Genomic DNA, 23,663 nt, shown 5'->3' with positions numbered 1-23,663 from the left:
GTGGGATGGCGGCCCGCTGTGTCCTGCGGAGCGACGACGGTCAGCCGTCGGCCTTCTTGGCGGCGGCCTTCTTGGCCGGAGCCTTCTTGGCCGGGGCCTTCTTCGCGGCAGAGGTGCGCGCCGCGGTCTTGCGCGTCGCGGTGGCCTCCGCGTCGTTGGCCTTGCGGGTCGCGGCCGACTTCTTGGCGGCAGACGAGCGAACAGCCTTCTCGTGCGCGGCAGTCCGCTTGGCCGGCACCGGAGCGGCAGCGGCCTCGACGGCGGCAGTCGACTCGGCGACCTGGTCGCTGACCTGCTTCGCGTCGTCGGAGACAGCCCCGACGACACCCTTGGCGACCTTGGTGCCCTCGGTGGCGGCGGTCTTGGCCACGCGGCGGCCGCGGGCCACGAGCGCGTTGCTGCGCTCGACCGCGTCGAAGGCGGCCTTCTCGCCCTGGGCGCGAAGGTCGGTCACGACCTTCTCTCCACGCACGGCAGCGGCGTCGTACTGGTCCTTGGCGTTGCTTGCAAGGACGAGTCCCTGGTTGAGGACGTGCGCCGGGAGCTCCTGCGCCTCGGCGAAGAACCGCTCGGCATACTTCGCAGCGAGCTTCTGCAGCTCGGCCGTGCGTCCCTGGAGGTCGGCGATGCGCTGCATGAGGTCCTTCTGGAGCACGTCCGCCTCCTTCTTGGCACCGGCTCGCAGGTCGAGGCCCTGTGCCTGCTTGCGCGCCGCCTCGAGCTGCTCCCCGGCCGCCTTGACGGTGTCGAGGGCGACCTCGGCAGCGCCGACGACGGCGTAGAACGGAGTCGGGTCGACGTGCACCTCGGGCAGCTTGCCGTCGAACTGACGGTCGAACTGGGCGCGGACGTCGGCCGCGGTGGCCTCGGCCTGCTTCTGGGCGTCCTTGACCGCCTCGGTGATCTTCTTGCTGAGAGCCATCTCAGTTCTCCTTCTCATTGACAGCTGTGGGGGTCGCCGCGGTGTCGCGGAGCGACCTGAGCGCCCGACGGGCTCGGGCGGAGCTCGACTCGGCGGCACCGGTGGGCCCGGTGGGCGCGATCGCGTCGGTGGCCATGGCGGCCTCGGCGCGCTGGGGGGTCTGGGGTGCCGGCGTGTGCTCGCCGACGAAGGACAGGTAGATCTCGACGAGCACCCCGCGCTGGCGCTCGGTCAGCACCGGGTCGGCGGCGATGGCAGCGAGGACGTCACGCGCGGCGGCCGGGTCGTCGTTGAGGACCCGCTCGTCGAGGAAACCGGCGCGGACGTAGAGGGACTCGGCCGACACCTTGAGACCCTTGGCGATCTGCTGCAGGATCTCGGCGCTCGGCCGCTTCAGGCCTCGCTCGATCTGCGACAGATACGGGTTCGAGATGCCGGCGAGGTCGGCAAGCTGACGCAGCGACAGCTGGGCGTTCTCGCGCTGCTCGCGCAGGTACGCCCCGAGGTCGGGTAGCGGAAGCTTGCTCATGCCTCCATTGTGCTAACTGGAGCAAGCAGAATGCAAACTCTGGGCAGCGTGATTCGAACCACACCCCCTCTCGTCGAGTGAGCGCCCCGCCCCACCAGCCCCACCGACCTCCTTTCGTCGAGTGAGCGCCCCGCCCCACCAGCACCACCCGTCACGTGACGGATGGGACCGAGCGCTCACTCGACTAGAGCAGACCCGCCCACCTCGTCGAGTGGGTGCCCCGCCCCACGAGCCCCACCGACCTCCTTTGGTCGAGTGTGCGCCCCGCCCCACCAGCCCCACCCGTCACGTGACGGATGGGACCGGGCGCTCACCCGACCGGGACCGCGGGGCGCCGAGGTGCACGCTGTGGACGCGGACCGGCCCACCGCGGGAGGTGAGGGTGGCATCGGGGTGGGCCGGGACGGCATACGAGGGGATTCTGGAGCAAGACGCGGCCACTGGCAGGATGTGCCGCATGAGCAACGCACGCAGCGCCGCGGCCACGATGATCACGATCGCCCCGACCGGGGCCGAGACCGCGAAGGCCGACTTTCCGGCGCTGCCGACCACGCCTGAGGAGCTCGTCGAGACCGCGGTGGCCTGCGAGCGGGTCGGGGCTGCGCTGATCCACATCCACGTGCGCGACCGTGACCACCAGCCGACCCTCGACCAGGTGTTCCTCAACGAGGCCGTCGCCGGGGTGCGGGAGGCGACCGACCTCGTCGTCCAGCTCTCGACCGGCGGCTCGATCACGGACCCACTCGAGCAGCGCCTTACGGTGCTCGAGGCCGACCCAGACTCCTGCTCGCTGACGTGCGGCACGACGAACTTCGGGGACGGCGTCTTCCTCAACCCGTGGGGCTTCATGGTCGACCTCTACAAGCAGGCCCAGGAGCGCGAGGTCGTCCCCGAGTTCGAGCTGTTCGAGCTCGGGCACGTGCACGCGCTGCGGCGGCTCATCGACGAGTGCGGCCTGCCCTATGGCGGCAAGGTCCACGTCGACTTCGTCACCGGCGTCCCCGGTTCTATGCCCGGCACACCGCAGGCCCTCATGGCAGGCGTCGCGATGCTCCCGCCTGAGGTGACGAGCTGGTCGGCGACCGGCATCGGCCGCGCCCACCTGCCGATCGTCGCGGCCGCCCTCTCCGCGGGTGGTCACCTGCGCGTCGGCATGGAGGACAACCTGATGTACGCCAAGGGCCGGCCTGTCGAGCACAACAGCGAGCTCGTGTCTCGTGCGGCCGAGCTGGCGTCGATCATGCAGAGGCCGGCGATGTCGACGACCGAGGCCCGCGAGATGCTTGCAGTGAAGGACCGCCGCGCCCGCTGACTGAGCCGCGGGCTGCGGTGCGTTCTGAGGTCAGGGGCGAACGCGGCGCGGAGCGACGGGTGGGTCGGCGGGGACGATGACGGTCTGCGCTGCGCTGAGTCCGTCGACGAGAAGCTCGAGGTCTGGGTCGGTGTTGCGCTTGATCACCGCGAGCGCGATCGGGCCGTCGGTGTGGTGCCGACCCACGGAGGTCAGGTGGCCCACGACGCGGTCTCCGGCATACACCTCGCTGCCGCGCGCGGGCAGCACATGACCAGAGCCGTCGACGTGCAGGAAGACGAGCCGACGCGGCGGACGGCCGAGGTTGTGCACGCGGGCGACGGTCTCCTGGCCGCGGTAGCACCCCTTGTGCAGGTGCACGGCGGTGCGGAGCCAGTCGAGCTCGTGGACGATCGTGCGGTGGTCGGTCTCGAGACCGAGTCGCGGTCGCCAGGCAGCGATGCGCAGGGCCTCGGCGGCCCAGACGCCAGCAAGCGGCCGATCCCCCACTGCTTCAAGGAGATCCGAGCGCGGGACGATGATCTCGCGCCAGGCGCGCTCGCTCCCCGGGTGGCCGTCGACGATGCCGTATGCCGTCGTGTCGCCCACGAGGTCGGGCCACGGGTCGCGCCAGGCGAGGGGCTCTCCGGGGGCTGACTCGCTCGCATGCGGCTCGCCCAGCACCGCCCACTCGTCGGTGACGAGTGCGACCTCGACGCGCAGCATGAACCGCATCTTGTCCAGCCAGGCGGCGAGGGCGGGGCCGGCGCCGGGCTCCGTCGTGATCCAGGTCGTCTCGCCGTCGTCCACGACGTGCAGCGAGTGCTCGACGTGGCCCTTCGGCGTGAGGATCAGGGCCTCCCGCGACTCGCGCGGCTGAAGGTCGATGAGCTGCTGGGTGGTGAGCGAGTGCAGCCAGCTGAGCCGGTCCGGGCCGGTGACCGTGATGACATCACGGTTCGACAGGTCGACCACCGCGAGCCCCTCCTCGAGGAGTCGCTGCTCGCGCATCGGGTCGCCGTAGTGCAGGGCGACGACACTCTCGACCCCGTCCCCCGCAACACCGCCGGGCCGGCCGAGCAGCTGACTGCGCGGCGCCAGCGGCACGACCTCCACCGACTCGTCGGCCGATGGGCCCCCAGCGGCTGAAGTCACGGGCACGTCACTCATGTCGGGGCCAACGCTCGGGGTGCGGGGGTCATTCCACCTTCTTGAGCGTGGCGGACACGTGGCTCTGCAGCTCTTGCCCGACGGCGGCCATGTCCATCACCCACATCAGCTGGCCCTCGACGAGGCCGTACATCCGAGTCGCCGCGTTGTACTCCTTGGCTCCGGGAGCACGAAGCACGCTGTCGGTCTTGAGCTGGATGCGAGCGGGCTCCATCGTGCCGTAGTAGAGCTCGAGGATGCCGGTCGGGTGGACAAGGAGCAACTCGACCTCGCCGTTCTCGAGTGGCCGCCAGAAGCCCGACTCGACCGCCGCCGGACGGATCTTCTCGCCGCTGTCCGAGTCGAGGATCCAGGCACGGCTCTCCCACTTGAGGAAGCTGCGCCCGTCGTGCGTCACCTCGACCTCCTGGCCGAAGTGGGCCGACTCGATCGTCGGGTAACCGACGACGCCGGCCCCCTCCCAGCGGCCGATGAGCCACGCCAGCGGACGGAGCGGCTCCGGGATGTCCTGGTCGAGGTTGAACATGCCGCGATCGTAGCCTGATCGCATGGACTCGCCCGCTCGCTCTCTCGTCGTCAAGGTCACCTCCGGCATCGAGTCGCCGGAGCGCCTGTCCCAGGCGTTCACCGTCGCGGCCACGGCCGCCGCCAGCGGCGTCGACGTGTCGTTGTGGCTCACCGGGGAGGCGTCGTGGATGGCGGTGCCGGGCCGGGCGGAGGAGTTCACCCTCCCGTATGCCGTGCCCATCCCGGACCTGCGCGACGCCGTGCTCACGACGGGCCGGCTCACGGTCTGCACGCAGTGCGCGGCGCGCCGAGACCTGACCGAGGAGGACCTCGTGCGGGGTGCTCACATCAAGGGCGCAGCCGTGTTCGTCGAGGAGGTCATGGCCCCGGGCGCCCGCGCGCTCGTCTACTGAGCCGCCCGATGCGCCAACCACCACCCCCGGGCAACACACCCGGAAATCGCGAAGTCCATGCGGTTGCAACTATCCCGAGGTCGCAGTTTCCGGGTGTGTTGCGGGGTCAGCTGAGGGGTTAGCCGAGGGCGGCGAAGAGGTTGACGATCGCGCCGATCGCCAGGACCGACCCGACGCCGGCACCGACCTGACCCCGCACAGTGACCATCGCGGGTGACAGTGCGAACACTCGTCGGAGCGACCACGACACGGTGCCGGCGGCGGCCCCGATGCCGAGCGAGGTCAACGCGCTGACACCGTCGAACCACGAGCCCGCCAGCATCGCGACGACGGACGAGACGACGAGCGCCACGATGCCGAGCAGGGGGCTCACTGCGCGCCTTCCGGCCAGCAGGTCCGCCACGACCGAGGCCCCTACCGCCGCCATCGCGATCACGGCGACCGCCGTGCCGTGGTCGGTGTTGGCGGCGACCACGGCGGTGGCACCGGAGGCGGTCACGGCCAGCCCACCGAACGACGCGAGCAGGGTGAGGACCAGTCCCTCGCGGCCGGTCCGGCGGATCAGCTGCGCCAGGAACGACAGCACGATCCCGAAGGCCACGGCCGCCGCGAGCCAGCGCAGGTCGTCGCGCAGCGCGCTGAGCACGATCGCCACCGAGGACACGACGAGCACCACCGAGGTCGCGTTCGGCGTGAACGACCCGGCGAGGACCGGCCAGCCCCAGGCGAGCACGAGAGCGAGCACGAGCGTCACACCCAGCATCGCCGCATACCCGGCCAAGGCGGCGACGAGCAGCGCAAGCGCGGCGACGAAGGTCGACGCGATGGCGACCCACCGGACGGAGTCGGCGCCGGCCGGCGTCAGCGGGAGGTGCAGCGTGCCGTCGGCTCCGCCGCTCGGGCTCTCGGGCGGGGTCTCGTCATCGTCTGCGTCGTGCGGGCCCTCGCGCTCCTGCGCAGGCGCGTCGCTGACCTCGCCGACCTCGCCGACCTCGTCGCGCGCGTCGGCGACCGACGCCTGGAGCGGGTCGGCCGCGCGCTCGGCAGGCGGGGGCGCGGTGTCGTCCTCAGGCACGGGGGCCATTGTGCATCACCCGCCGGCGAACGGCGGGAGCACCTCGACCGTCGCGCCGGCCTCCACCGGCGCCTCGCGCGTGGCGGCACGCCCGTCGAGCAGGAACGTCGCCACGGCCGCGACCCGGACCAGCGCCGGGTGGGCGGCGACCGCCGCGTCAACCACCTCGCCGACCGTCGCACCGGCGTGCAGGTCCGCGTCCACGCCGGCCGCGGCCCGGGCGGCGGCCCAGTAACGAACCGTCACCACGGTGTTCGCGGCAGGTTCGGCCGCAACCCCGGTGGCCTGTGTCTGCTGGGCACTCGGCGCCATCTCGCTCCGTCTCGCTCCGTCTCATGGTTCATTCGGTCAGGTCCGTGCAGGACCAGTCTCGCCTATCCTGCATGAGATGGCCCGACTGCTGCTGCTCACCAACGCGCTCGCTCCGAGCGCCGAGGTGCTGCCTGCCCTCGGCCTGCTCAGCCACACCGTGCGGATCCTCCCGGCAGAAGCCACCGCGCTCGTCGACTCCCCCGACTGCGACATCGTCATCGTCGATGCGCGACGGGAGCTAGCCAGTGCCCGGTCGCTGTGCCGGGTGCTGCGCACCACCGGCATCGGCACGCCCCTTCTGGCCGTCCTCACCGAGGGCGGCCTTGCTGGTCTCACGGCCGAGTGGGGCCTCGACGACGTCCTTCTCGACTCGGCCGGCCCGGCCGAGGTCGACGCTCGCCTGCGTCTCGCGATGACCAAGGGCCAGGACGCCGAGGCCGACCTCGACATGCCGATCACCTCGGGCGAGCTCGTCATCGACGAGGCGAGCTACTCGGCTCGGTTCCGCGGGCATCCCCTGGACCTGACGTACAAGGAGTTCGAGCTCATCAAGTACCTCGCACAGCACCCCGGCCGGGTCTTCACTCGCGCCCAGCTGCTGCAGGAGGTCTGGGGGTACGACTACTACGGCGGCACCCGCACCGTCGACGTGCACGTCCGCCGGCTCCGCGCCAAGCTCGGGCCCGACCACGAGGCCCTCATCGGCACGGTGCGCAACGTGGGCTACCGGCTGGTCCCCGACCGCCCCGGGCAGGACGCCGCCGTCGCCGACCCCCAGCCCCAGATCCGCCCCTGACCCCACGCGGCCGACGCGGCCGACGCTGCCCCAACGCGACCCCAACGGACCCGACGCGACCCGGACCGCAACCGACCTGACCGTATGCCGGCGGCCCGGCTCCCCTGGTCAGGGGTGCCGGGCCGCCGGTCGTACGCAGCTGCTGTTCAGCCTGCCTGCAGCTCTGGCGAGGTCACGGGACGAGCGTGACCCGGTCGAGCGGCGGCGGGTTGTACGGCGAGTGCGCGGCGAGGTAGTTCGCGAAGGCGTCGATGTCGAGCCCACCGAAGTACTTGTTCGTCCCGCCGGCGAAGGCCGGGAAGCCGTCACCGCCATCCGAGAGGAAGTTGTTCGTGACGATGCGGTAGGTCGTCGCGACGTCGATCGGGGTGCCGTTGATCTTGACGTCCGAAACGACGTGGTTGTTGTGCGTGTAGGTCAGGCCGGCACTCGTCGCGAGAACGTACGGACGCGTGGGCGTGGTGAGCCCGGGCGGCAGCACGAACTGCTGGTTGAGCACGTTGATGATCTGCTGACCGGTGAGGTCCATGGAGACGAGGTAGTTGTTGAACGGCTGGACCGTGAACGCCGCCTCGTACGTCACGTTGCCGCTCGCGTTCTCGACGAGGTCGCCCCGGATGCCGCCTGCGTTCATGAACGAGACGACCGGTGGCACGCCACCCGACGGGATGGTCGAGGTGTCCGCGAGCTGCGCGTCCGCGATGAGATCGCCGAGCGGCGACTCGCCGGCCGGGTTGGCCGACCTGGACACGGAGCTACCGGCAACCTGTCCGAGCACCTTGTTGGCGATCGGGGCAACGAGCGTCTGGTACTTCGAGATGAGAGCCGTCTCCGTGGCGTCGGCCGGGACCGTGCGGGTGACGATCTTGTTGACCGAGTCGGCCATCGTGGGGCGCACGATGTCCGAGGTACGCCGGTCGTAGGTGACCTCGGTGTCGTTGTACAGGCGACCGAAGGAGGAGGCCGACGTGACGAGTCGCGGCGTGCCGTTCTTGTCGGGCAGCGCGCACACGTACGGCTGGTGCGTGTGGCCCGAGATGATCATGTCGATCGCCGGGTCGAGGTCACGCGCGATCGGGATGATCGGCGAGTTCGCGGCGAGTGCTCCGCCGCCCTTGCACGTGAGGTCGTAGGGACCTGACGGCACGTTGCCGCCCTGGTGGATCAGCACGACGATCGCGTTGACGCCCTGTGCCTTGAGGACGGGCACGAGCGCGTTGGCCGTCTGGACCTCGTCCTTGAACTCGAGGCCGGCCACACCGGAGGCGGTGACGATCGAGGGGGTTTCCTTGAGCGTCATGCCGATGAAGCCGATCTTGGCGCCGTTCCAGGTCTTGACCGCGTAGGACGGCAGGATCGTCTTGCCGGTCGCGGTCTCGACGACGTTGGCGGCGAGGTACTGGAACTTCGCGCCGGTGAACACGTTGCCCTGCGGGCAGGAGTCCTGGTTGTTCAGCCCGTCGCCGTCGTCGATGCACCCGCCGTTCTGCAGGCGCTGGAGCTCCTTGTAGCCCTCGTCGAACTCGTGGTTGCCCACGGCGGTGATCTCCAGGCCGAGGTTGTTGAGCGCCTCCACCGTCGGCTCGTCGTGGAAGGCCGCGGACAGCAGCGGGGAAGCGCCGACCATGTCGCCTGCAGCGACCGTGACGGTCTTGTCGTGGCCCTTGCGCGCCTCCTTCAGGTGGGTCGCGAGGTACTCGACGCCGCCGGCGTCGACGTTGCCGGTGCTGGTCAGGATGCGGCCGCTGGAGCCGGTTGGCGGCACGAGGTTGCCGTGGAAGTCGTTGAACGACAGGATCTGGATGTTCAGCAGCGGGCCCTGCGGGTCGCCCTTGCCGTTGTTGTCCCCCGCCGGAGCGGCGAGGGCGGGTGCCGCGAGGGCCGCGATGCAGGCTCCTGCGATCGCGACGCCGGCGAGGCGGCGGGTGGAACGGGACATATCTTCCCCTTGTCACTGTTTCGGGACCGTGCGTTCGTGACGCACGTAGCCCGCAGGCTAGTGGTCCGCGGCGACAAACGGGGGCGTTCGCATGGCCTCATCGTGAACGCCGATGGACGCGGCCCGACGGCATACCCCTTGTGGTGGAATCGCCTCATGTCCCAGCCCACGATCGAGCTCCGCGACGCGGCGACGCCGCTGTCGAGCACCGAGGCGGAGGCCGTGCTCGCGGTCGCCCAGGCGGCGTCGGAGGCAGACGGCTCGATGCCGCTGTCGGAGGCGTTCCGGCTGGCCCTTCGGGGCGCCGCGCCCGACGGGGTCGTGCACCTGCTCGCGTATGCCGCGGGCCACCGCCTGGTGGGGTACGCGCAGTACCGCTCGGGTGGCGACGCCGAGCCGCCGTCGGCGGAGCTTGTCGTGGCCCCGGACTCCCGTCGACAGGGCATCGGCACCAGGCTCGCCGCGGACCTCCCCGGAGACGTGCGCATCTGGAGCCACGGCGCGGGCGCCACTGCCGACGCCGCCTCGGCGTTCGCCAGGTCGCTCGGCCTGCGCCCGGTGCGCCGACTGCACGTCATGGGCCGGCCCCTTCAGTCCGGTGAGCCGTGGCCCGAGGCCACCGTGCCCGAGGGGTATGCCGTCCGCACCTTCGAGCCCGGACGTGACGAGGACGCGTGGCTGGCGCTCAACGCAGCCGCGTTCGCCCACCATCCCGAGCAGGGCGGCCTGCGCAGACCCGACCTCGACCAGCGGATGGCCGAGCCCTGGTGGGACCCGGCCGGGCTCATTCTCATCGTCGAAGCCCGTGACCTCGACCGGCTGGCCGCGTCGCACTGGACCAAGGTCGACCCGCCGGACGGCGACGTCGGCGAGGTCTATGTCGTTGCGGTCTCCCCCGACCGGCAGGGTCACGGGCTCGGGCGGGTCGTGACCGTCCTTGGGCTTGACCACCTCCGCTCGCTGGGGCTCGAACGGGTCGTGCTCCATGTGGACGAGGAGAACATTGCAGCGGTGCGCACGTACCGCGGCCTGGGGTTCCAGGATCTCGAGGTCCACCAGCAGTTCGCTCGGACGACAGCCGCCGGCTGAGACGAGACCGTCCCATCTGGCCGATTCGGTGTCACGATTGGAGGCATGACCAACGGCAGCGTCGCGACCACGGACCTCGACGAGAGCGTCACCCGAGAGGAGGCGCGGCCGGCCACGGACGACTCGACGGCTGAGGCCTCCGAGGTGAGCTCCTTCACCAGCACCGTCCCGAGCCGGCGCATCCCGGCCCGTGCGGCGAACGGGCGCTTCGTGGTCACCGCTCCCCCGGAGGCCCCGGCGGACGAGCTGCCTGCGGACCGGTACCTCGAGCGCGAGCTGTCCTGGCTCCAGTTCAACGAGCGTGTGCTCCAGCTGGCGATGGACCCGGCTGTCCCGCTGCTCGAGCGCACGCGGTTCCTGGCCATCTTCGCCAACAACCTCGACGAGTTCTTCATGGTCCGGGTCGCCGGCCTCAAGCGGCGCATCGCGACGGGCCTGGCCGTGCGGACCTCGGCGGGCATCGAGCCGCGCGAGCTCATCGAGCGCATCGCGCGCCTCGCCCACGAGCTCATGCAGCAGCACGCGTCGGTCTTCCAGTACGACGTGCGCCCCGAGCTCGAGGAGCAGGGCATCACGATCGTCCGCTGGGACGAGCTCGACGAGGAGGAGCGTGACCCCCTGCACTACTTCTTCGCCGACCGCGTCTTCCCGGTGCTGACTCCGCTCGCGGTCGACCCGGCCCACCCGTTCCCCTACATCTCCGGGCTGTCGCTGAACCTCGCTGTGCTGCTGCAGAACCCGAAGACCGGGTCCGAGCACTTCGCGCGCGTCAAGGTGCCGCCGAGCCTCCCGCGGTTCATCCGCGTCGAGGAGGACATCGACGCCGACGTCGAGCGCAAGCGGTTCGTGCCGCTCGAGGACGTCATCGCCAGCCACCTCGACCAGCTGTTCCCCGGCATGATCGTCATGGAGCACTTCTCCTTCCGGGTCACCCGCAACGAGGATCTCGAGGTCGAGGAGGACGACGCCGAGAACCTCCTGACCGCGCTCGAGAAGGAGCTGACCCGGCGCCGGTTCGGCCCGCCGATCCGGCTCGAGGTCGAAGAGGACATCGACCCGAAGGTCCTGGACATGCTGGGGCGCGAGCTGCAGATCAGCGACCGCGAGATCTACCGGCTGCCCACTCCCCTCGACCTGCGCGGCCTGTTCACCATCGCCGACGTCGACCGCTCCGACCTCGAGTTCCCGAAGTTCTTCCCCCGCACGCATCCCGACTTCGCGCCGACCGAGAGCGCCAAGGCGATCGACCTGCTCGCCGCCGTGCGCCAGAAGGACGTGCTCGTCCAGCACCCGTACCACTCGTTCTCGACCTCGGTGCAGGCGTTCATCGAGCAGGCCGCGAGCGACCCTCAGGTGCTGGCGATCAAGCAGACCCTCTATCGCACCTCAGGCGACTCGCCCATCGTCGACGCGCTCATCGACGCAGCCGAGGCGGGCAAGCAGGTGCTCGCCGTCGTCGAGATCAAGGCCCGGTTCGACGAGGTCAACAACATCTCCTGGGCCCGCAAGCTGGAGGAGGCGGGCGTCCACGTCGTCTACGGCGTCGTCGGCCTCAAGACCCACGCCAAGCTGTGCCTCGTGGTGCGGCAGGAGTCCGACGGTCTCGTCCGCTACTGCCACATCGGCACCGGCAACTACAACCCCAAGACCGCCCGCATCTACGAGGACTTCGGGCTCTTCACGACCGACCCGCAGGTCGGCGAGGACCTCTCCAGGCTTTTCAACCTGCTGTCGGGCTTCGCCCCGCGCAGCCGGTTCAAGCGCCTGCTTGTCGCCCCACGATCGGTGCGCTCCGGCCTGATCGACCTCATCGACGAGGAGATCGCGATCCATCGCGACCGGCCCAAGGACGCCCCGGTCGGACGGATCGTGCTCAAGGCCAACTCCATCGTCGACGAGGCGACCATCGACGCGCTCTACCGGGCGAGCATCGCCGGCGTGAAGGTCGACATCTGGGTGCGGGGCATCTGCGCGCTCCGGCCGGGGGTCGAGGGCCTCTCGGACAACATCCGGGTGCGCTCGGTGCTCGGGCGCTTCCTCGAGCACTCCCGGGTCTTCTGGTTCGACCACGGCGGCGACCCGCAGGTCTACATCGGCAGCGCCGACATGATGCACCGCAACCTCGACCGGCGCGTCGAGGCACTGGTGTCGATCGCCGAACCGGGTCACATCGTGGAGCTCGCGGACCTCATCGACCTCGCCTTCGCCGAGACCACCTCGCGGTGGGACCTCGGGTCGGACGGCCGCTGGGTGCGCCGCCACATGTCCGATACGGGCGAGCCGCTCGACGACCTCCAGGCCACGCTCATCGAGCGCCACGACAAGCGGCGCCGGCGCGCACGCCGCCGCTGACGGCATACGGGCGTCAGGCGACGACTCAGGCGACCGGTGGACGGGCGTCCCCGCGCGGGCTGACGCGACCGGCATACGGAACGTCGCAGGCACGAGCGGAAGTCCAGACGACGGGATCGCGTGTCCTCGGGCGCGGCATCGGGCACACTGTCGCGGTGGCCTCTGTGATCCCTGCCGCCGGCACCCTGCCGTGGCGCCGTCGCGACGGGCAGCTCGAGGTCGCCCTGGTGCACCGGCCGAAGTACGACGACTGGTCGTGGGCCAAGGGCAAGCTCGACCCCGGTGAGCAGCCGTGCGTGGCCGCCGCCCGGGAGACTCTCGAGGAGACCGGGCTCGTGGTCCGGCTCGGCGTGCCGCTGCCGTCGTCGGAGTACCCGGTGCTCGACTCCACGGGCGGGCCGGCCACCAAGCAGGTGCACTACTGGGCCGCCAAGGTGATCGGCGGCAACGGCAGTCTCGAGCACGAGATCGACGAGGTGCGCTGGGTCGACGTGCCGGCCGCGAACTCCCTGCTCGACTACGCGCGCGACCGCGAGCAGCTGCTTGCGCTGGTGCGCGCCGACCGCGCCGACGAGCTCAAGACGTGGCCGCTCGCCCTGGTGCGCCACACCAAGGCGGTGCCCCGAGCCAAGTGGTCGGGCGACGACCGCGTCCGTCCGCTCGACGCGGTCGGGCGCACCCAGGCCAAGACCGTCGCCTCGGTGCTCGAGGCGTACGGCATCACCCGCGTCGTCACGTCGTCGTCCACGCGGTGCCGCGCCACCGTCGAGCCGTATGCCGACCTGGCGGGCTTGCGCCTGCACGTGCGGGAGTCGCTGTCGGAGGAAGGCTTCGAGGAGCGCCCCGACGGCGCGCTCCGCCAGCTCGAAAAGGTGCTCGACCGTGCCGAGCCGGCGGTGGTCTGCAGCCACGGACCGGTGATCCCCAGCCTGCTCGAGGTCCTGCGCGAGCGCACCGTCTACTCGGTCGACCGCGGCGACACCGTCGGCGTACGGCTCGACGAGGCGGCCAAGCAGGCGATGGGCAAGGGCGAGGTGCTCGTGTGCCACCTGGTCGGCCGGGGCGCTGACGCGCTCGTCGTCGACATCGAGCGAATCGACACCTGACCCCGCCGGCCGTCCCGTCGGACATACCAAGCTCTGGCGCGCTCGGCTGGGCCCGCAGGTGCGACGCCGCCCGTTCCGACTTGCTATGTCCGATTGGCCGCACCTCGACAGGGACGACTCGGCCGCGGCACGAAGTCGTCACCCCGCGTTCACCTTGCGTTAACCGCACGTGGACCAAAGGTCATTCGGGCGCTCCTATGTTCGCGGGTGGATAACGGTCCATCAACGTCGCTCGGCCGCGTCCGTTCGACATCAAGACAACCCCCATCGAGAGGGAACAAGCTCGTGTCTGTTTCGCGTATCAGCGCTCTCGGCGCCATCGCCCTGTCCGGCGCTCTTGCGCTATCGGCCTGCGCGTCCGAGAACAACGACTCCTCGACCTCCGGCGGCAGCACCGCCGCGGGTGGGGAGACCGGCGCCTCCGCCGACTGCTTCAGCGGCGACCTCAAGGCGGAGGGCTCATCGGCCCAGAAGAACGCCATCGACGAGGCGATCACGGCCTTCCAGAACAAGTGCGCCGACGCCAACGTCGACTACCAGCCGACCGGCTCGGGGGCCGGCATCAAGCAGTTCATCGCCAAGCAGGTCGACTTCGCCGGCTCCGACTCGGCCCTCAAGACCGTGCCGGTCGACGGCAAGGTCGAGGCCACCGACGCGGCCACCGCCTGTGGCTCGCCCGCGTGGAACCTGCCCATGGTCACGGGCCCGATCGCCATCGCCTACAACGTCAAGGGCGTCGACAAGCTCGTGCTCAACGCCGAGGTTGCCGCCAAGATCTTCGACGGCAAGATCAAGACGTGGAACGACCCGGCCATCGCCGCGCTCAACAAGGGCGCCACGCTTCCGGCCACCCCGATCAAGGTCTACTTCCGCTCTGACGAGTCGGGCACGACCGAGAACTTCACCAAGTACCTCAAGGCTGCGGCCCCCGACGCCTGGTCCTACGAGACCAGCAAGAAGTGGCCGGCCACCGGCGAGGGCAAGGAGAAGTCGGCCGGTGTCGCCACCGCCACCAAGGGCCAGGACGGCGCCATCACGTACGTCGAGCTCTCCTACGCCCAGCAGAACCAGCTGCCGATGGCCCAGATCGACACGGGCAGCGGCCCGGTCGAGCTGACCTCCGAGTCGGCCGGCAAGACGATCGCCACGGCCACCCAGACGGGCAGCGGCAACGACCTCGCGCTGAAGATCGACTACGCGACCAAGGAGGCCGGGGCCTACCCGATCGTCCTGGTCACCTACGAGATCGTCTGCTCGAAGTACGCCGACGCCGAGACGGGCAAGAAGGTCAAGGCGTTCCTCAAGACGTTCGCCTCGGACGAGGTCCAGAAGAGCATCGAGTCCAAGGGCTACGCTCCACTGCCCACCGAGGTCGCGACCAAGGTCCAGACCGCGGTTGACGCGATCTCCTGAGAACCCGACGCTGGGGGCGGGCGCCTGATTCAGGCGTCCGCCCCTCGCGACACTCCGAGTGACCGCCCGGGCCGCTAACGACGGGCGAAGGAAGTAGGAACCACGTGTCTTCTATGACCGGTGTCTCCGCAACCGACGAGCTTCCAGGCCCTGAAGGTCGTCCCTCCTGGCGAGGCGACCGCGCCTCCACGGGCCGCACGGGTGACCGGCTCTTCGGCGGGGTGGCGACGCTCTCGGGCGTCTTCGTCATCGTCGTCGTCACCCTCATCGCGATCTTCCTCATCGTCCAGGCGATCCCGGCGCTCGCGAACAACAACGTCAACTTCTTCACCTCACGGGTCTGGAACCCAGGCGGCGAGAAGCCCGCCTTCGGCATCCTCGAGTTCCTCTGGACCACGGTCGCGGCCTCGACGCTCGCCATGGTCATCTCGGTGCCGATCGGCGTGGGCGTGGCCCTGTTCCTGACGCAGTACGCACCGATGTGGATGCGCCGCCCGGCGGCCGCCCTCGTCGACCTGCTGGCCGCCGTCCCGTCCATCGTCTTCGGCCTCTGGGGCCTGATCACGCTGGCCCCGGTCTACAAGCCGGTGCAGTCGTGGATGGAGGGCCATCTCGGCTGGTTCCCGCTCTTCTCCCCGACCGGCATCTCGGGCAACATCCTGTTCATCGGCGTCGTGCTGTCGATCATGGTGCTGCCGATCGTCACGGCCCTCTCGCGGGAGGTCTTCGACCAGACGCCGCTCGCGCACAAGGAGGGCGCCCTCGCGCTGGGGGCGACCCAGTGGGAGATGATCCGCACCGCGGTGCTGCCCTTCGGGCGCCCCGGCGTCATCTCCGCGTCCATGCTCGCGCTCGGACGGGCCCTCGGCGAGACCATCGCCGTGACCTTCCTCGTCTCGTCCCTTCCTGACGGCGCCCAGTGGACGTGGTCGCTCTTCAACGGCGGCGAGACCTTCGCCTCGAAGATCGCGAACAATGCGTCCGAGTTCAGCAACCCGACCAAGACGGGTGCCTACATCGCGGCCGGCCTGGTCCTCTTCGTGCTGACCTTCGTGGTCAACAGCATCGCCCGGATCGTCATCGAGCGCAGGAAGGCATTCACCGAATGAGCACTGTGACGAAGGACCGCGTCTCGGCGGACGCCGAGCTGGGCGACGACGCCGTTCCCCCCGGCGGACCCCAGGGCCGTGAGGCTCTGGAGGAGATGGGCAGCCCCCATCGCGGACGCGCGACCAAGGACGTCATCGCCCGGGTCGTGGTCTGGCTCTGCTTCTTCCTGGCGATCGTGCCGCTGGTCTGGATCCTGTGGACCGTCATCAAGAACGGCATCCACCTGGTCGTCACCTCGACGTGGTGGACCAACAACCAGCGCAACATCAACTCCGAGGACTTCGGCGGCGGTGCGCGTCACGCCATCGAGGGCACGCTGATGATGGTCGGCATGACGGCGCTCATCGCCGTGCCAGTCGGCATCATGACGGCCGTCTACCTCGTGGAGTACGGCCGCGGGAAGCTCGCCCGGGCGATCAGCTTCATGGTCGACATCCTGTCCGGTGTCCCCTCGATCGTGGCCGCGCTGTTCATCTATGCCGTGTGGGTGACGACGTTCGGCATCAACCGGTCCGGCTTCGCCGCCGCGCTCGCGCTCGTGCTGCTCATGATCCCGGTCGTGGTGCGGTCCACCGAGGAGATGCTCAAGCTCGTCCCGAACGAGCTGCGGGAGGCCTCCTACGCACTCGGCGTCCCGAAATGGGTCACGGTCGTCAAGGTCGTGCTGCGGACCGCATTCTCCGGCATCATCACCGGAGTGCTGCTCGGCGTCGCGCGTGTCATGGGTGAGACCGCACCGCTGCTGATCCTGGCGCCGTACACCAAGAACTTCCAGCGGAACCTCTTCGACGGCAACTTCCCCACCCTGCCGATGATGATCAACCAGGACCGCGGCGACATCGCGCTCGCGGCGGCCGCGCAGCGCATGTGGGCCACAGCGCTGACCCTGATCCTGCTCGTCCTGCTCCTCAACATCATCGGCCGGGTCATCGCGTACTTCGGCTCGGTCAAGAAGTAAGAGAAAGCGAACCATTCCGATGGCAAAGCGAATCGACGTCAGCGACCTCAACGTCTACTACGGCACCTTCAAGGCCGTGGAGGGCGTCTCGATGACGGTCGAGCCCCGGTCCGTCACGGCTTTCATCGGCCCCTCCGGCTGCGGAAAGTCCACCTTCCTTCGCACCCTGAACCGGATGCACGAGGTCATCCCCGGCGGGCGCGTCGAGGGCAAGGTCATGCTCGACGACCAGGACCTCTACGCCTCGACGATGGACCCGGTGACGGTCCGCCGCACGGTCGGCATGGTCTTCCAGCGCCCCAACCCGTTCCCGACGATGTCCATCTACGACAACGTGGCGGCCGGGCTGCGCCTCAACGGTGTGAAGAACCGGAAGACGCTCGATGGCATCGTCGAGGCGTCGCTCAAGGGCGCCAACCTGTGGAACGAGGTCAAGGACCGCCTGAGCAAGCCCGGCGCGGGCCTGTCCGGTGGCCAGCAGCAGCGCCTCTGCATTGCGCGCGCCATCGCGGTGCAACCGCAGGTGCTGCTCATGGACGAGCCCTGCTCGGCGCTCGACCCGATCTCGACGCTCGCGATCGAGGACCTCATCAACGAGTTGAAGTCCGAGTACACGATCGTCATCGTGACGCACAACATGCAGCAGGCGGCCCGCGTCTCGGACCGCACGGCATTCTTCAACCTCAAGGCGACCGGCGAGCCGGGTCGCCTCATCGAGATCGACGACACGACGCGGATCTTCAACAACCCGACCGAGCAGGCCACCGAGGACTACATCTCCGGCCGCTTCGGCTGACCGGCATACGGCGCCCTCCCCGTCGAGTGTGCGCCCCGCCGCGCGACCATCCGGTCGAGTGGGCGCCCCGTCCCACGCCCCATCCCCGGTCGAGTGGGCGCCCCGTCCCACGACCATCCGGTCGAGTGGGCGCCCCGTCCCACGACCATCCGGTCGAGTGGGCGCCCCGCCCCACGACCATCCGGTCGAGTGGGCGCCCCGTCCCACGACCATCCGGTCGAGTGGGCGCCCCGCCCCGCGACCATCCGGTCGAGTGGGCGCCCCGCCCCGCGACCATCCGGTCGAGTGGGCGCCCCGCCCCGCGACCATCCGGTCGAGTGGGCGCTCGGTCCCACCCGTCACATGACAGGTGGGAAGGGTGGGACCGAGCGCCCACTCGACTGTTGGGAGGCTGGCCACGTATGCCGCAGCCCTGGGACGGGTGGGACGGGGCGCCCACTCGACTGTTCGGGGGGCCGCCCCCTTCCCCGTATGCCGCAGGGCTGGGAGGGGTGGGACCCAGCGCTCACTCGAATGCCGGGGGTGCGCCGCGGCGGCTTATGCGGCGAGCTGGATGGGCCGGGTCAGCGGAAGATGCTGGTCACGTACCAGGTGAGGGCGGCCACGAGGCCGGCGCCCGGGAACGTGAGGAACCACGCGCCGACGATGTTGCCGGCGACGTTCCAGCGGACGGCCCGCACGCTCTTGGTAGCGCCCACGCCCATGATCGCCGAGGTGATCGTGTGCGTCGTCGAGATCGGCGCACCGAACCCGAGACCCGCGACGTAGAGGATCGAGGCGGCCGTGGTCTCGGCCGCGAAGCCCTGCGGGGGCCCGAGGTCGATGATCCGGCGACCGAGCGTGCGCATGATGCGCCACCCACCGGCATACGTGCCGAGGGAGATGACGATGGCCGACAGCACGAGGACCCACGGCGGGATGGAGTCGCCCTCGTGGTAGCCCGAGATGTTGAGCACGAGCACGACCACACCGGCCGTCTTGGCGGCATCCTGCAGACCGTGGCCGAAGGCCATGGCTGCCGCGGACGCCGTCTGCGCGGTGCGGAAGCCGCGCTGCACGCGGCCCGGATGAGCGCGCCGGAAGACCCAGAGGATCGTTGCCATGACGAGGTAGCCCAGGAGCAGGCCGATGACAGGCGAGGCGACCATCGGAATGATGACCTTGTCCCAGAGCACGTCCCACTGGACGCCGACGCCGGCGACGATGGCCGCCCCGGCGAGGCCGCCGATGAGGGCGTGGGAGGACGAGGAGGGAAGGCCGAAGTACCACGTGAGCAGGTTCCAGGTCATCGCCCCGACGAGGGCCGCTGTCACCAGCCAGAGGCCGTTGACGCCCTCGGGCTGCTCGATGATGCCGCTGCCGATGGTCTTGGCCACCTTGCCGCCGAAGAACGCGCCGGCGAGGTTGGCGACGGCAGCCATGATGAGGGCCACCTTGGGCGTGAGCGCCCGGGTGGAGATCGAGGTCGCGATCGCATTGGCCGCGTCGTGGAAGCCGTTGGTGTAGTTGAACGCCATGGCCAGTGCGATGACAGCACCGACCGCAAGGACCGGAATGGTCGTGTCCATCGGAGGGTCAGGACTCCTTGACCGCGATGCCCTCGACCACGTGCGCGACCTTCTCGAACGCGTCAGCAGCGTCCTCGAAACCGTCGACGATCGACTTCACCTTGATCACGTGGACAGCGTCGTGCGAGTTGTTGAAGAGGTTGGCCACCATCGTGCGGTGGAGGGAGTCGGCCTGGTTCTCGAGGCGGTTGATCTCGATCCAGTAGCTCTTGAGGTCGCTGAGGGAGCGCAGCCGAGGCATAGCCTCGGCCGTCACCTCCGCCATCCGGGCCAGGATCTCGAACTGGTCGGCGAGGCCATCCGGGATCTCGCCGAGGCGGTACAGGACGATGAGGTCGCCGGTCTCCTCGATGAGGTCCATGCAGTCGTCGAGCGACGCGGCGAGGCCGTGGATGTCCTCGCGGTCGAAGGGCGTGATGAACGAGCTGTTGACCTTGTTGATGAGCTCGTGGGTGGCGTCGTCAGCCGCGTGCTCCAGCTCCTTGAGGCGGTCAGCCACCGCCTGGCGCTGCATGGGATCGACCTCGAGGAACCGTGTCAGCTCGCGAGTCGCCTCGACGAGGAGTTGGGCGGAGGAAGTGAAGAGGTTGAAAAAGCTGGTGTCCTGGGGTGTGAGGCGAAAACCCACGGGCGTTGCTCCGGTCGATCGGCGTCTGGTCCGTGGAAGATGCTACGGGCAAGGCGTCGATCGAACGCAACCGAGCCGTGGCCGGCTGTTCACGACGACGTCGGGGCCCATGCCCCCAAAAAGGTGATATCGGGACATTCAGGGCCATGGCTGGCCGCCTGTCTACCCCTCGTCCTGTGCGGTTCCGGCCGCTGGCCAGGACGGGCTCGTCGAGCCGTGGCTCGAGGGGCACCAGCGTTCTACTGGTCGGATCCTGCCCGTCGCGTCGCAGCCGACGGGTCGACCTTGGCCGTCGAGCCGGCGCTGATGCCAAGGAGCGCGTCCACCTCGGCCGGCGTGAAATGGCGCGGGCTCGACGAAGCCGCCACGACGAGGTCGCTCACGAGCTCGATCTCGTCGCGCAGCGCGACATCGAGCAGGTCGCCGGACCGCTCTTCCTCGGGGGCCATGCGCCCCAGGGTACGGCGCCGTGCTGGGTGCCGTGTGAAGAAGCCGGGAACGAGATGGCCGTTTACCGGATCGTGCTCTGACCGGCCACCGGAGCCCGCAAGGGTCAGGCCTTGGCGCCACGGTGAGGCGCCGCGCACCAGCGAGAGGTTGCGTCGGGCCGGGAGCGCCTCTCGGCACTGGGCCGCTCGTAGCGGCGGAAATTGGGACCCGGGGCTACCGCGACCCGACGCGGGTTCAAGGATAAAGGTGCCCGCGCGGATCACCAAAGTCGCTGAAACGCAAGCCCTTCGGCACATTCTGTGCGGTATGCCGTCGGGGAGCACTCAGTCGAGGGCGTCGCCGCGCCACAGGCGGGCGCACACGGTCAGATCGTCGGCCATCGCGAGCACGTTGGCGGCCTGCTCGGCAGTCTCGTCGCCGGACGAGATGTCCGCACGGCCCGCAGACACGACGCGGCAGAACGCCGCGGCCCGCTCGAGCGCGATCGCGAGGTCGCCCTCGAACACGCCGCGCAGGATCTCGTCGATGAGGCGGCTCATCTCCTGAGGCCCGGCGGGCTCGGCGGCACCGGCGATGACGTGGCTGGGGCCGGTGAAGCGGATGCCCGCGGCATACTCGCGGCTGGCCTCCTCGGGCGCCCGGCGCACCCACTCACGCAGCACGTAGAGGCGCCAGAGCGCGCCCGGCAGCGAGCGCGCGGGGCGCTGGGACCACAGCTCGGCGAGGGTCGACAGCCCGATCTCGTCGACGAGGGCGACGAGGCGCTGGGTGAGCTCAGGGTCGGCGGCGGCGCGGCCGGCGTGCACGAGAGCGAGCGCCGTCTCGTGGGCGATGTGGATCTCCTCGGTGGGGTCGTACGCGCCCCCGTGCGCCTCGAGGGCGGACGGGCTGAAGAAGGCCGGCCGCCTCGGGCTCGGGTGGTCGTGCTCGCTCATCCCAGCAGGCTAACGGCTGGGGCCGTCATCCCTTGAGAATGCGCCGCAGGCGCCTGCGCGGCAGACGCCGCCACGCCTTCTCGAACTCGGCCTCGGCGCGCTCTGCCCGCTGCTGCTCGAGCGCGTGGAGGCGGCCGTAGGTGAAGCCGTTCTCGTCGCTGAGGTGGGCCTGCACCCCGAGCTCGCGCAGGGCGGCGCGGGCGACCACCGCGTCCTGGTGCTCGCCGAGCGTGGCCTGCACCTGCTTCGCGCGGCGCGCGAGCCGCTTGGCGGGCTTGCCGTAGGCGGGGATCGCGCTCTCGGCGGCATACCGGTAGCGCTTGGCCTTCTTGCGGGCCTCGTGCAGGGCGGCGTCGTGGGCCTGCGGGTCCGTGGCTTCGTCGATCTCCGAGACGGCCCGCCCGAGCCGCTTGGCGTCGCGGCGGAGCAGCTTCGGCACCACCCGTCCGGCGCGGTCCTCGGCGAGGAGCGTCCACGCGGACCACGTGATGAGGTCGTCGAGCGAGTCGAGCAGCCGGTAGTAGCGCTCGCTCCGCAGGGCCTCCAGCGCCTCCTCCACGCCCATCTGGTGCTGGGCGCCGAGGGTGTCGTCGATCCGCGTGGCGACGGGCCCGATTACGAGCTCGGCCGGCTCGGCCGACAGGACCTCGTCGAGGTGGTCACGCAGGACGTCGGCATCGCGGGCGCGGCCCAGCGACTGGCCGAGCCACTTGAGGTCGTTGCGCAGCGGCTCGACCGAGCCGGGCGCCAGGAGCTTGCGGTAGGTCACGAGCGCCGACCGGATCCGCCGTGCGGCGATCCGCATCTTGTGCACCGACCCGGGCTCCCCCGCCCGAACCCCACGGTCGTGCTCCTCCAGCTCCCCCACGTGCTCGGCCAGGTGAGCCAGGAGCAGGTCTCTCGCCGAGCCCTTGCGGGCCGCCTTGCGGCTGGTCGGCCGGGTGGGCCGCCCCGCGCCGATGCGACCCACGCGGTATGCCGTCTCGCCGAGGGCGCGGGCCACCTTCGACCCGACGGTGGCTCGGGAGCAGCCGGCGGCGGTGAGTACCGCGTCGATGCGTTCGATGAGGTCCTCGCTGCCGTCGACGAGCTCGACCTCGACCTCGCGCCACTCCATCGTTGCGGCGCTCTGGACGGTTGCGGTGAGTGGTTCGGTGGCGGACTCGGTGACCGACTCGGTGAATGTTTCGGAGAGGGGTTCGCCGAGTGGCTCGGCGAACGGCTCAGCGGTGGGCTCGGCGAACGGCTCGGCGGTGGGCTCGGCGAACGGCGTCTCGGTGAGCGGCTCGGCGAGCGGCTCGGACACACTCTGGGAGGCGAGGTCTGTGGGTAGCACAAAGGGCGTCTCGGCTGCTGACCCGGTCGCCTGCTCCGTTGCCGGGACGGTCGGCGCCTCGGTGACAGTCCCGAGGAGCGCGGGCTCGCGCTGGGCGATGAGGCGCTCTGCTGTGACGTGGTCGTCGGACAGCTGCGCCATCTCTCGTCCGTCGGCGTCGAGCAGAGTCCGTTCGAGCCGGTGCGTGGACACTCGCGCGACCGCCTGGAGCGGGCGGTCCCGCACGATGGCCCGCACGGGGTCGACGAGCTCGTCGGGTGGGACGGTGTCGGGAGCGGCGTGCCGGCCAAGCGGCATACGGACCTCGATGCGAGCCTCGTCGGACTCGGGGAGCTTGAGGTGCCAGCCCGCGTCATCCCCGCCCGTGCGGCGGCGCAGCGTGACCTTGTGGTGGAGGAGGTCGAGCGTGGCAGTGTCGAAGTAGGTCGCCTCGAGGTCGTGCACGACCTGCCGGCTCGCCGACGCGACCCCGTCGACTCCGACGAGATCGGGCAGGACTGTGCCCGAGTCGACGTCGTACTTGCGCTCGACCTCACGATGTTGAGACGTGCCCATGGCCAATCATCTACCCACTGAGGAGTGGGCGGCCAACGACGCGGCGGATCGGGCGCTGTGCTGATGGCCACCTGGGTGGTGTGGCGGCGTTCGTGGTGTTCAGTCGGCCGCTCTTGGCTGGGGTCGGCCTGCAATGGGGGCCGCGCCAGAGTCCCGGACATCGGCGTGAGGCATACTGACGTCGGATCCAGAACAGGTCGACGGGCGACCGCCCGGCAGGGCGAGGCCCGCGACGGAGTTCCAGGTTCGCCAGGGCCTCTAGCTCAGTCGGTAGAGCATCGGACTTTTAATCCGCCGGTCGTCGGTTCGAGCCCGACGGGGCCCACCACACGTTTGTATGACTCCGCCTGATGCTTGACGTTTGGGCTTCGGTTGATGCCTGACAGTGTTTCGGCTGATGCTTGACAGTTGCT

General features: G+C 70.0%; 22 protein-coding genes and 1 tRNA gene. 11 read left to right on the top strand and 12 right to left on the bottom strand.

All coding sequences use genetic code 11. The features are described from left to right. Nucleotides 1-40 precede the first annotated feature (40 nt). Together ACYVLP_RS22885 and ACYVLP_RS22880 are read right to left on the bottom strand one after the other, a co-directional pair. Nucleotides 41-922, bottom strand: a complete 882-nt coding sequence (locus tag ACYVLP_RS22885) for a hypothetical protein (RefSeq protein ID WP_460629612.1) — start codon at nucleotides 920-922, stop codon at nucleotides 41-43. 1 nt (nucleotide 923) lies between these two features. Next, the gene (locus ACYVLP_RS22880; protein WP_460629611.1) at nucleotides 924-1,451 is read right to left on the bottom strand and encodes a helix-turn-helix domain-containing protein; all 528 of its coding nucleotides are present in this window, start codon (nucleotides 1,449-1,451) and stop codon (nucleotides 924-926) included. A gap of 457 nt (nucleotides 1,452-1,908) precedes the next feature. Here ACYVLP_RS22880 and ACYVLP_RS22875 point away from each other — a divergent pair, with 457 nt between their 5' ends. Beyond that, nucleotides 1,909-2,763: a beta-keto acid cleavage family enzyme gene (locus tag ACYVLP_RS22875; protein WP_460629610.1), complete on the top strand. Its 855-nt coding sequence runs from the start codon at nucleotides 1,909-1,911 to the stop codon at nucleotides 2,761-2,763. 30 nt (nucleotides 2,764-2,793) lie between these two features. Here the strand turns inward: ACYVLP_RS22875 and ygfZ are convergent, their stop codons facing one another. Next, entirely contained in the window at nucleotides 2,794-3,912 is a 1,119-nt protein-coding gene (ygfZ, locus tag ACYVLP_RS22870) for a CAF17-like 4Fe-4S cluster assembly/insertion protein YgfZ (protein ID WP_460629609.1), read from the bottom strand. 28 nt (nucleotides 3,913-3,940) lie between these two features. Beyond that, nucleotides 3,941-4,438: a heme-binding beta-barrel domain-containing protein gene (locus ACYVLP_RS22865; protein WP_460629608.1), complete on the bottom strand. Its 498-nt coding sequence runs from the start codon at nucleotides 4,436-4,438 to the stop codon at nucleotides 3,941-3,943. Between the two features lie 22 nt (nucleotides 4,439-4,460). Between ACYVLP_RS22865 and ACYVLP_RS22860 the strand changes: the two genes are divergently transcribed. Further along, nucleotides 4,461-4,832, top strand: coding sequence for a DsrE family protein (locus tag ACYVLP_RS22860; protein ID WP_460629607.1), 372 nt, complete (start codon nucleotides 4,461-4,463; stop codon nucleotides 4,830-4,832). Between the two features lie 118 nt (nucleotides 4,833-4,950). On the opposite strand, the gene ACYVLP_RS22855 is transcribed toward ACYVLP_RS22860, so the two are convergent. Then, complete coding sequence (locus ACYVLP_RS22855) at nucleotides 4,951-5,907, bottom strand: hypothetical protein (RefSeq protein ID WP_460629606.1); 957 nt, start codon at nucleotides 5,905-5,907, stop codon at nucleotides 4,951-4,953. A 15-nt stretch (nucleotides 5,908-5,922) separates the two neighbouring features. Then, the gene (locus ACYVLP_RS22850) at nucleotides 5,923-6,219 is read right to left on the bottom strand and encodes a MoaD/ThiS family protein (protein WP_460629605.1); all 297 of its coding nucleotides are present in this window, start codon (nucleotides 6,217-6,219) and stop codon (nucleotides 5,923-5,925) included. A gap of 76 nt (nucleotides 6,220-6,295) precedes the next feature. Here ACYVLP_RS22850 and ACYVLP_RS22845 point away from each other — a divergent pair, with 76 nt between their 5' ends. Next, nucleotides 6,296-7,015 (top strand): response regulator transcription factor, encoded by a 720-nt coding sequence (locus ACYVLP_RS22845; RefSeq protein ID WP_460629604.1) that lies wholly within the window; start codon nucleotides 6,296-6,298, stop codon nucleotides 7,013-7,015. 172 nt (nucleotides 7,016-7,187) lie between these two features. Here ACYVLP_RS22845 and ACYVLP_RS22840 read toward each other — a convergent pair whose 3' ends face one another. Beyond that, entirely contained in the window at nucleotides 7,188-8,954 is a 1,767-nt protein-coding gene (locus ACYVLP_RS22840; protein ID WP_460629603.1) for a bifunctional metallophosphatase/5'-nucleotidase, read from the bottom strand. A gap of 156 nt (nucleotides 8,955-9,110) precedes the next feature. Here ACYVLP_RS22840 and mshD point away from each other — a divergent pair, with 156 nt between their 5' ends. The 7 genes from mshD (at nucleotide 9,111) to pstB (ending at nucleotide 17,778) form a co-directional block, all read left to right on the top strand. Continuing rightward, nucleotides 9,111-10,043 (top strand): mycothiol synthase, encoded by a 933-nt coding sequence (gene mshD / locus ACYVLP_RS22835; protein WP_460629602.1) that lies wholly within the window; start codon nucleotides 9,111-9,113, stop codon nucleotides 10,041-10,043. 45 nt (nucleotides 10,044-10,088) lie between these two features. Beyond that, the gene (locus tag ACYVLP_RS22830; protein WP_460629601.1) at nucleotides 10,089-12,395 is read left to right on the top strand and encodes an RNA degradosome polyphosphate kinase; all 2,307 of its coding nucleotides are present in this window, start codon (nucleotides 10,089-10,091) and stop codon (nucleotides 12,393-12,395) included. A gap of 155 nt (nucleotides 12,396-12,550) precedes the next feature. Beyond that, nucleotides 12,551-13,501, top strand: a complete 951-nt coding sequence (locus ACYVLP_RS22825) for an NUDIX hydrolase (protein WP_460629600.1) — start codon at nucleotides 12,551-12,553, stop codon at nucleotides 13,499-13,501. 285 nt (nucleotides 13,502-13,786) lie between these two features. Beyond that, nucleotides 13,787-14,914, top strand: a complete 1,128-nt coding sequence (pstS, locus tag ACYVLP_RS22820) for a phosphate ABC transporter substrate-binding protein PstS (protein WP_460629599.1) — start codon at nucleotides 13,787-13,789, stop codon at nucleotides 14,912-14,914. A gap of 104 nt (nucleotides 14,915-15,018) precedes the next feature. Beyond that, a complete protein-coding gene (gene pstC, locus ACYVLP_RS22815; protein ID WP_452267584.1) occupies nucleotides 15,019-16,023 on the top strand; it encodes a phosphate ABC transporter permease subunit PstC in 1,005 nt (334 codons plus the stop codon). After that, nucleotides 16,020-16,982, top strand: coding sequence for a phosphate ABC transporter permease PstA (gene pstA, locus ACYVLP_RS22810; protein WP_460629598.1), 963 nt, complete (start codon nucleotides 16,020-16,022; stop codon nucleotides 16,980-16,982). The genes pstC and pstA overlap by 4 nt, the downstream gene beginning before the upstream one ends. 19 nt (nucleotides 16,983-17,001) lie before the next feature. Next, a complete protein-coding gene (pstB, locus tag ACYVLP_RS22805) occupies nucleotides 17,002-17,778 on the top strand; it encodes a phosphate ABC transporter ATP-binding protein PstB (protein WP_460629597.1) in 777 nt (258 codons plus the stop codon). A 563-nt stretch (nucleotides 17,779-18,341) separates the two neighbouring features. On the opposite strand, the gene ACYVLP_RS22800 is transcribed toward pstB, so the two are convergent. The 5 genes from ACYVLP_RS22800 to ACYVLP_RS22780 form a co-directional block, all read right to left on the bottom strand. Then, on the bottom strand, nucleotides 18,342-19,346 hold the full coding sequence (locus ACYVLP_RS22800; protein ID WP_460629596.1) for an inorganic phosphate transporter: 1,005 nt from the start codon (nucleotides 19,344-19,346) through the stop codon (nucleotides 18,342-18,344). A gap of 7 nt (nucleotides 19,347-19,353) precedes the next feature. Next, nucleotides 19,354-19,974, bottom strand: a complete 621-nt coding sequence (locus tag ACYVLP_RS22795; protein WP_460629595.1) for a DUF47 domain-containing protein — start codon at nucleotides 19,972-19,974, stop codon at nucleotides 19,354-19,356. Nucleotides 19,975-20,213: 239 nt separating this feature from the next. Further along, nucleotides 20,214-20,423: a hypothetical protein gene (locus ACYVLP_RS22790; protein WP_460629594.1), complete on the bottom strand. Its 210-nt coding sequence runs from the start codon at nucleotides 20,421-20,423 to the stop codon at nucleotides 20,214-20,216. A 324-nt stretch (nucleotides 20,424-20,747) separates the two neighbouring features. After that, complete coding sequence (locus ACYVLP_RS22785) at nucleotides 20,748-21,359, bottom strand: hypothetical protein (protein ID WP_460629593.1); 612 nt, start codon at nucleotides 21,357-21,359, stop codon at nucleotides 20,748-20,750. Between the two features lie 25 nt (nucleotides 21,360-21,384). After that, nucleotides 21,385-23,250, bottom strand: coding sequence for a CHAD domain-containing protein (locus ACYVLP_RS22780; RefSeq protein WP_460629592.1), 1,866 nt, complete (start codon nucleotides 23,248-23,250; stop codon nucleotides 21,385-21,387). A 252-nt stretch (nucleotides 23,251-23,502) separates the two neighbouring features. On the opposite strand from ACYVLP_RS22780, the gene ACYVLP_RS22775 reads away from it, so the two are divergent. Beyond that, nucleotides 23,503-23,578, top strand: a tRNA-Lys gene (locus tag ACYVLP_RS22775). Nucleotides 23,579-23,663: the final 85 nt, after the last annotated feature.

Source organism: Intrasporangium mesophilum (assembly GCF_054783095.1).
The sequence above is the reverse complement of the archived record's forward strand: the minus strand, read 5'-3'. Positions and strand labels throughout refer to the sequence as shown.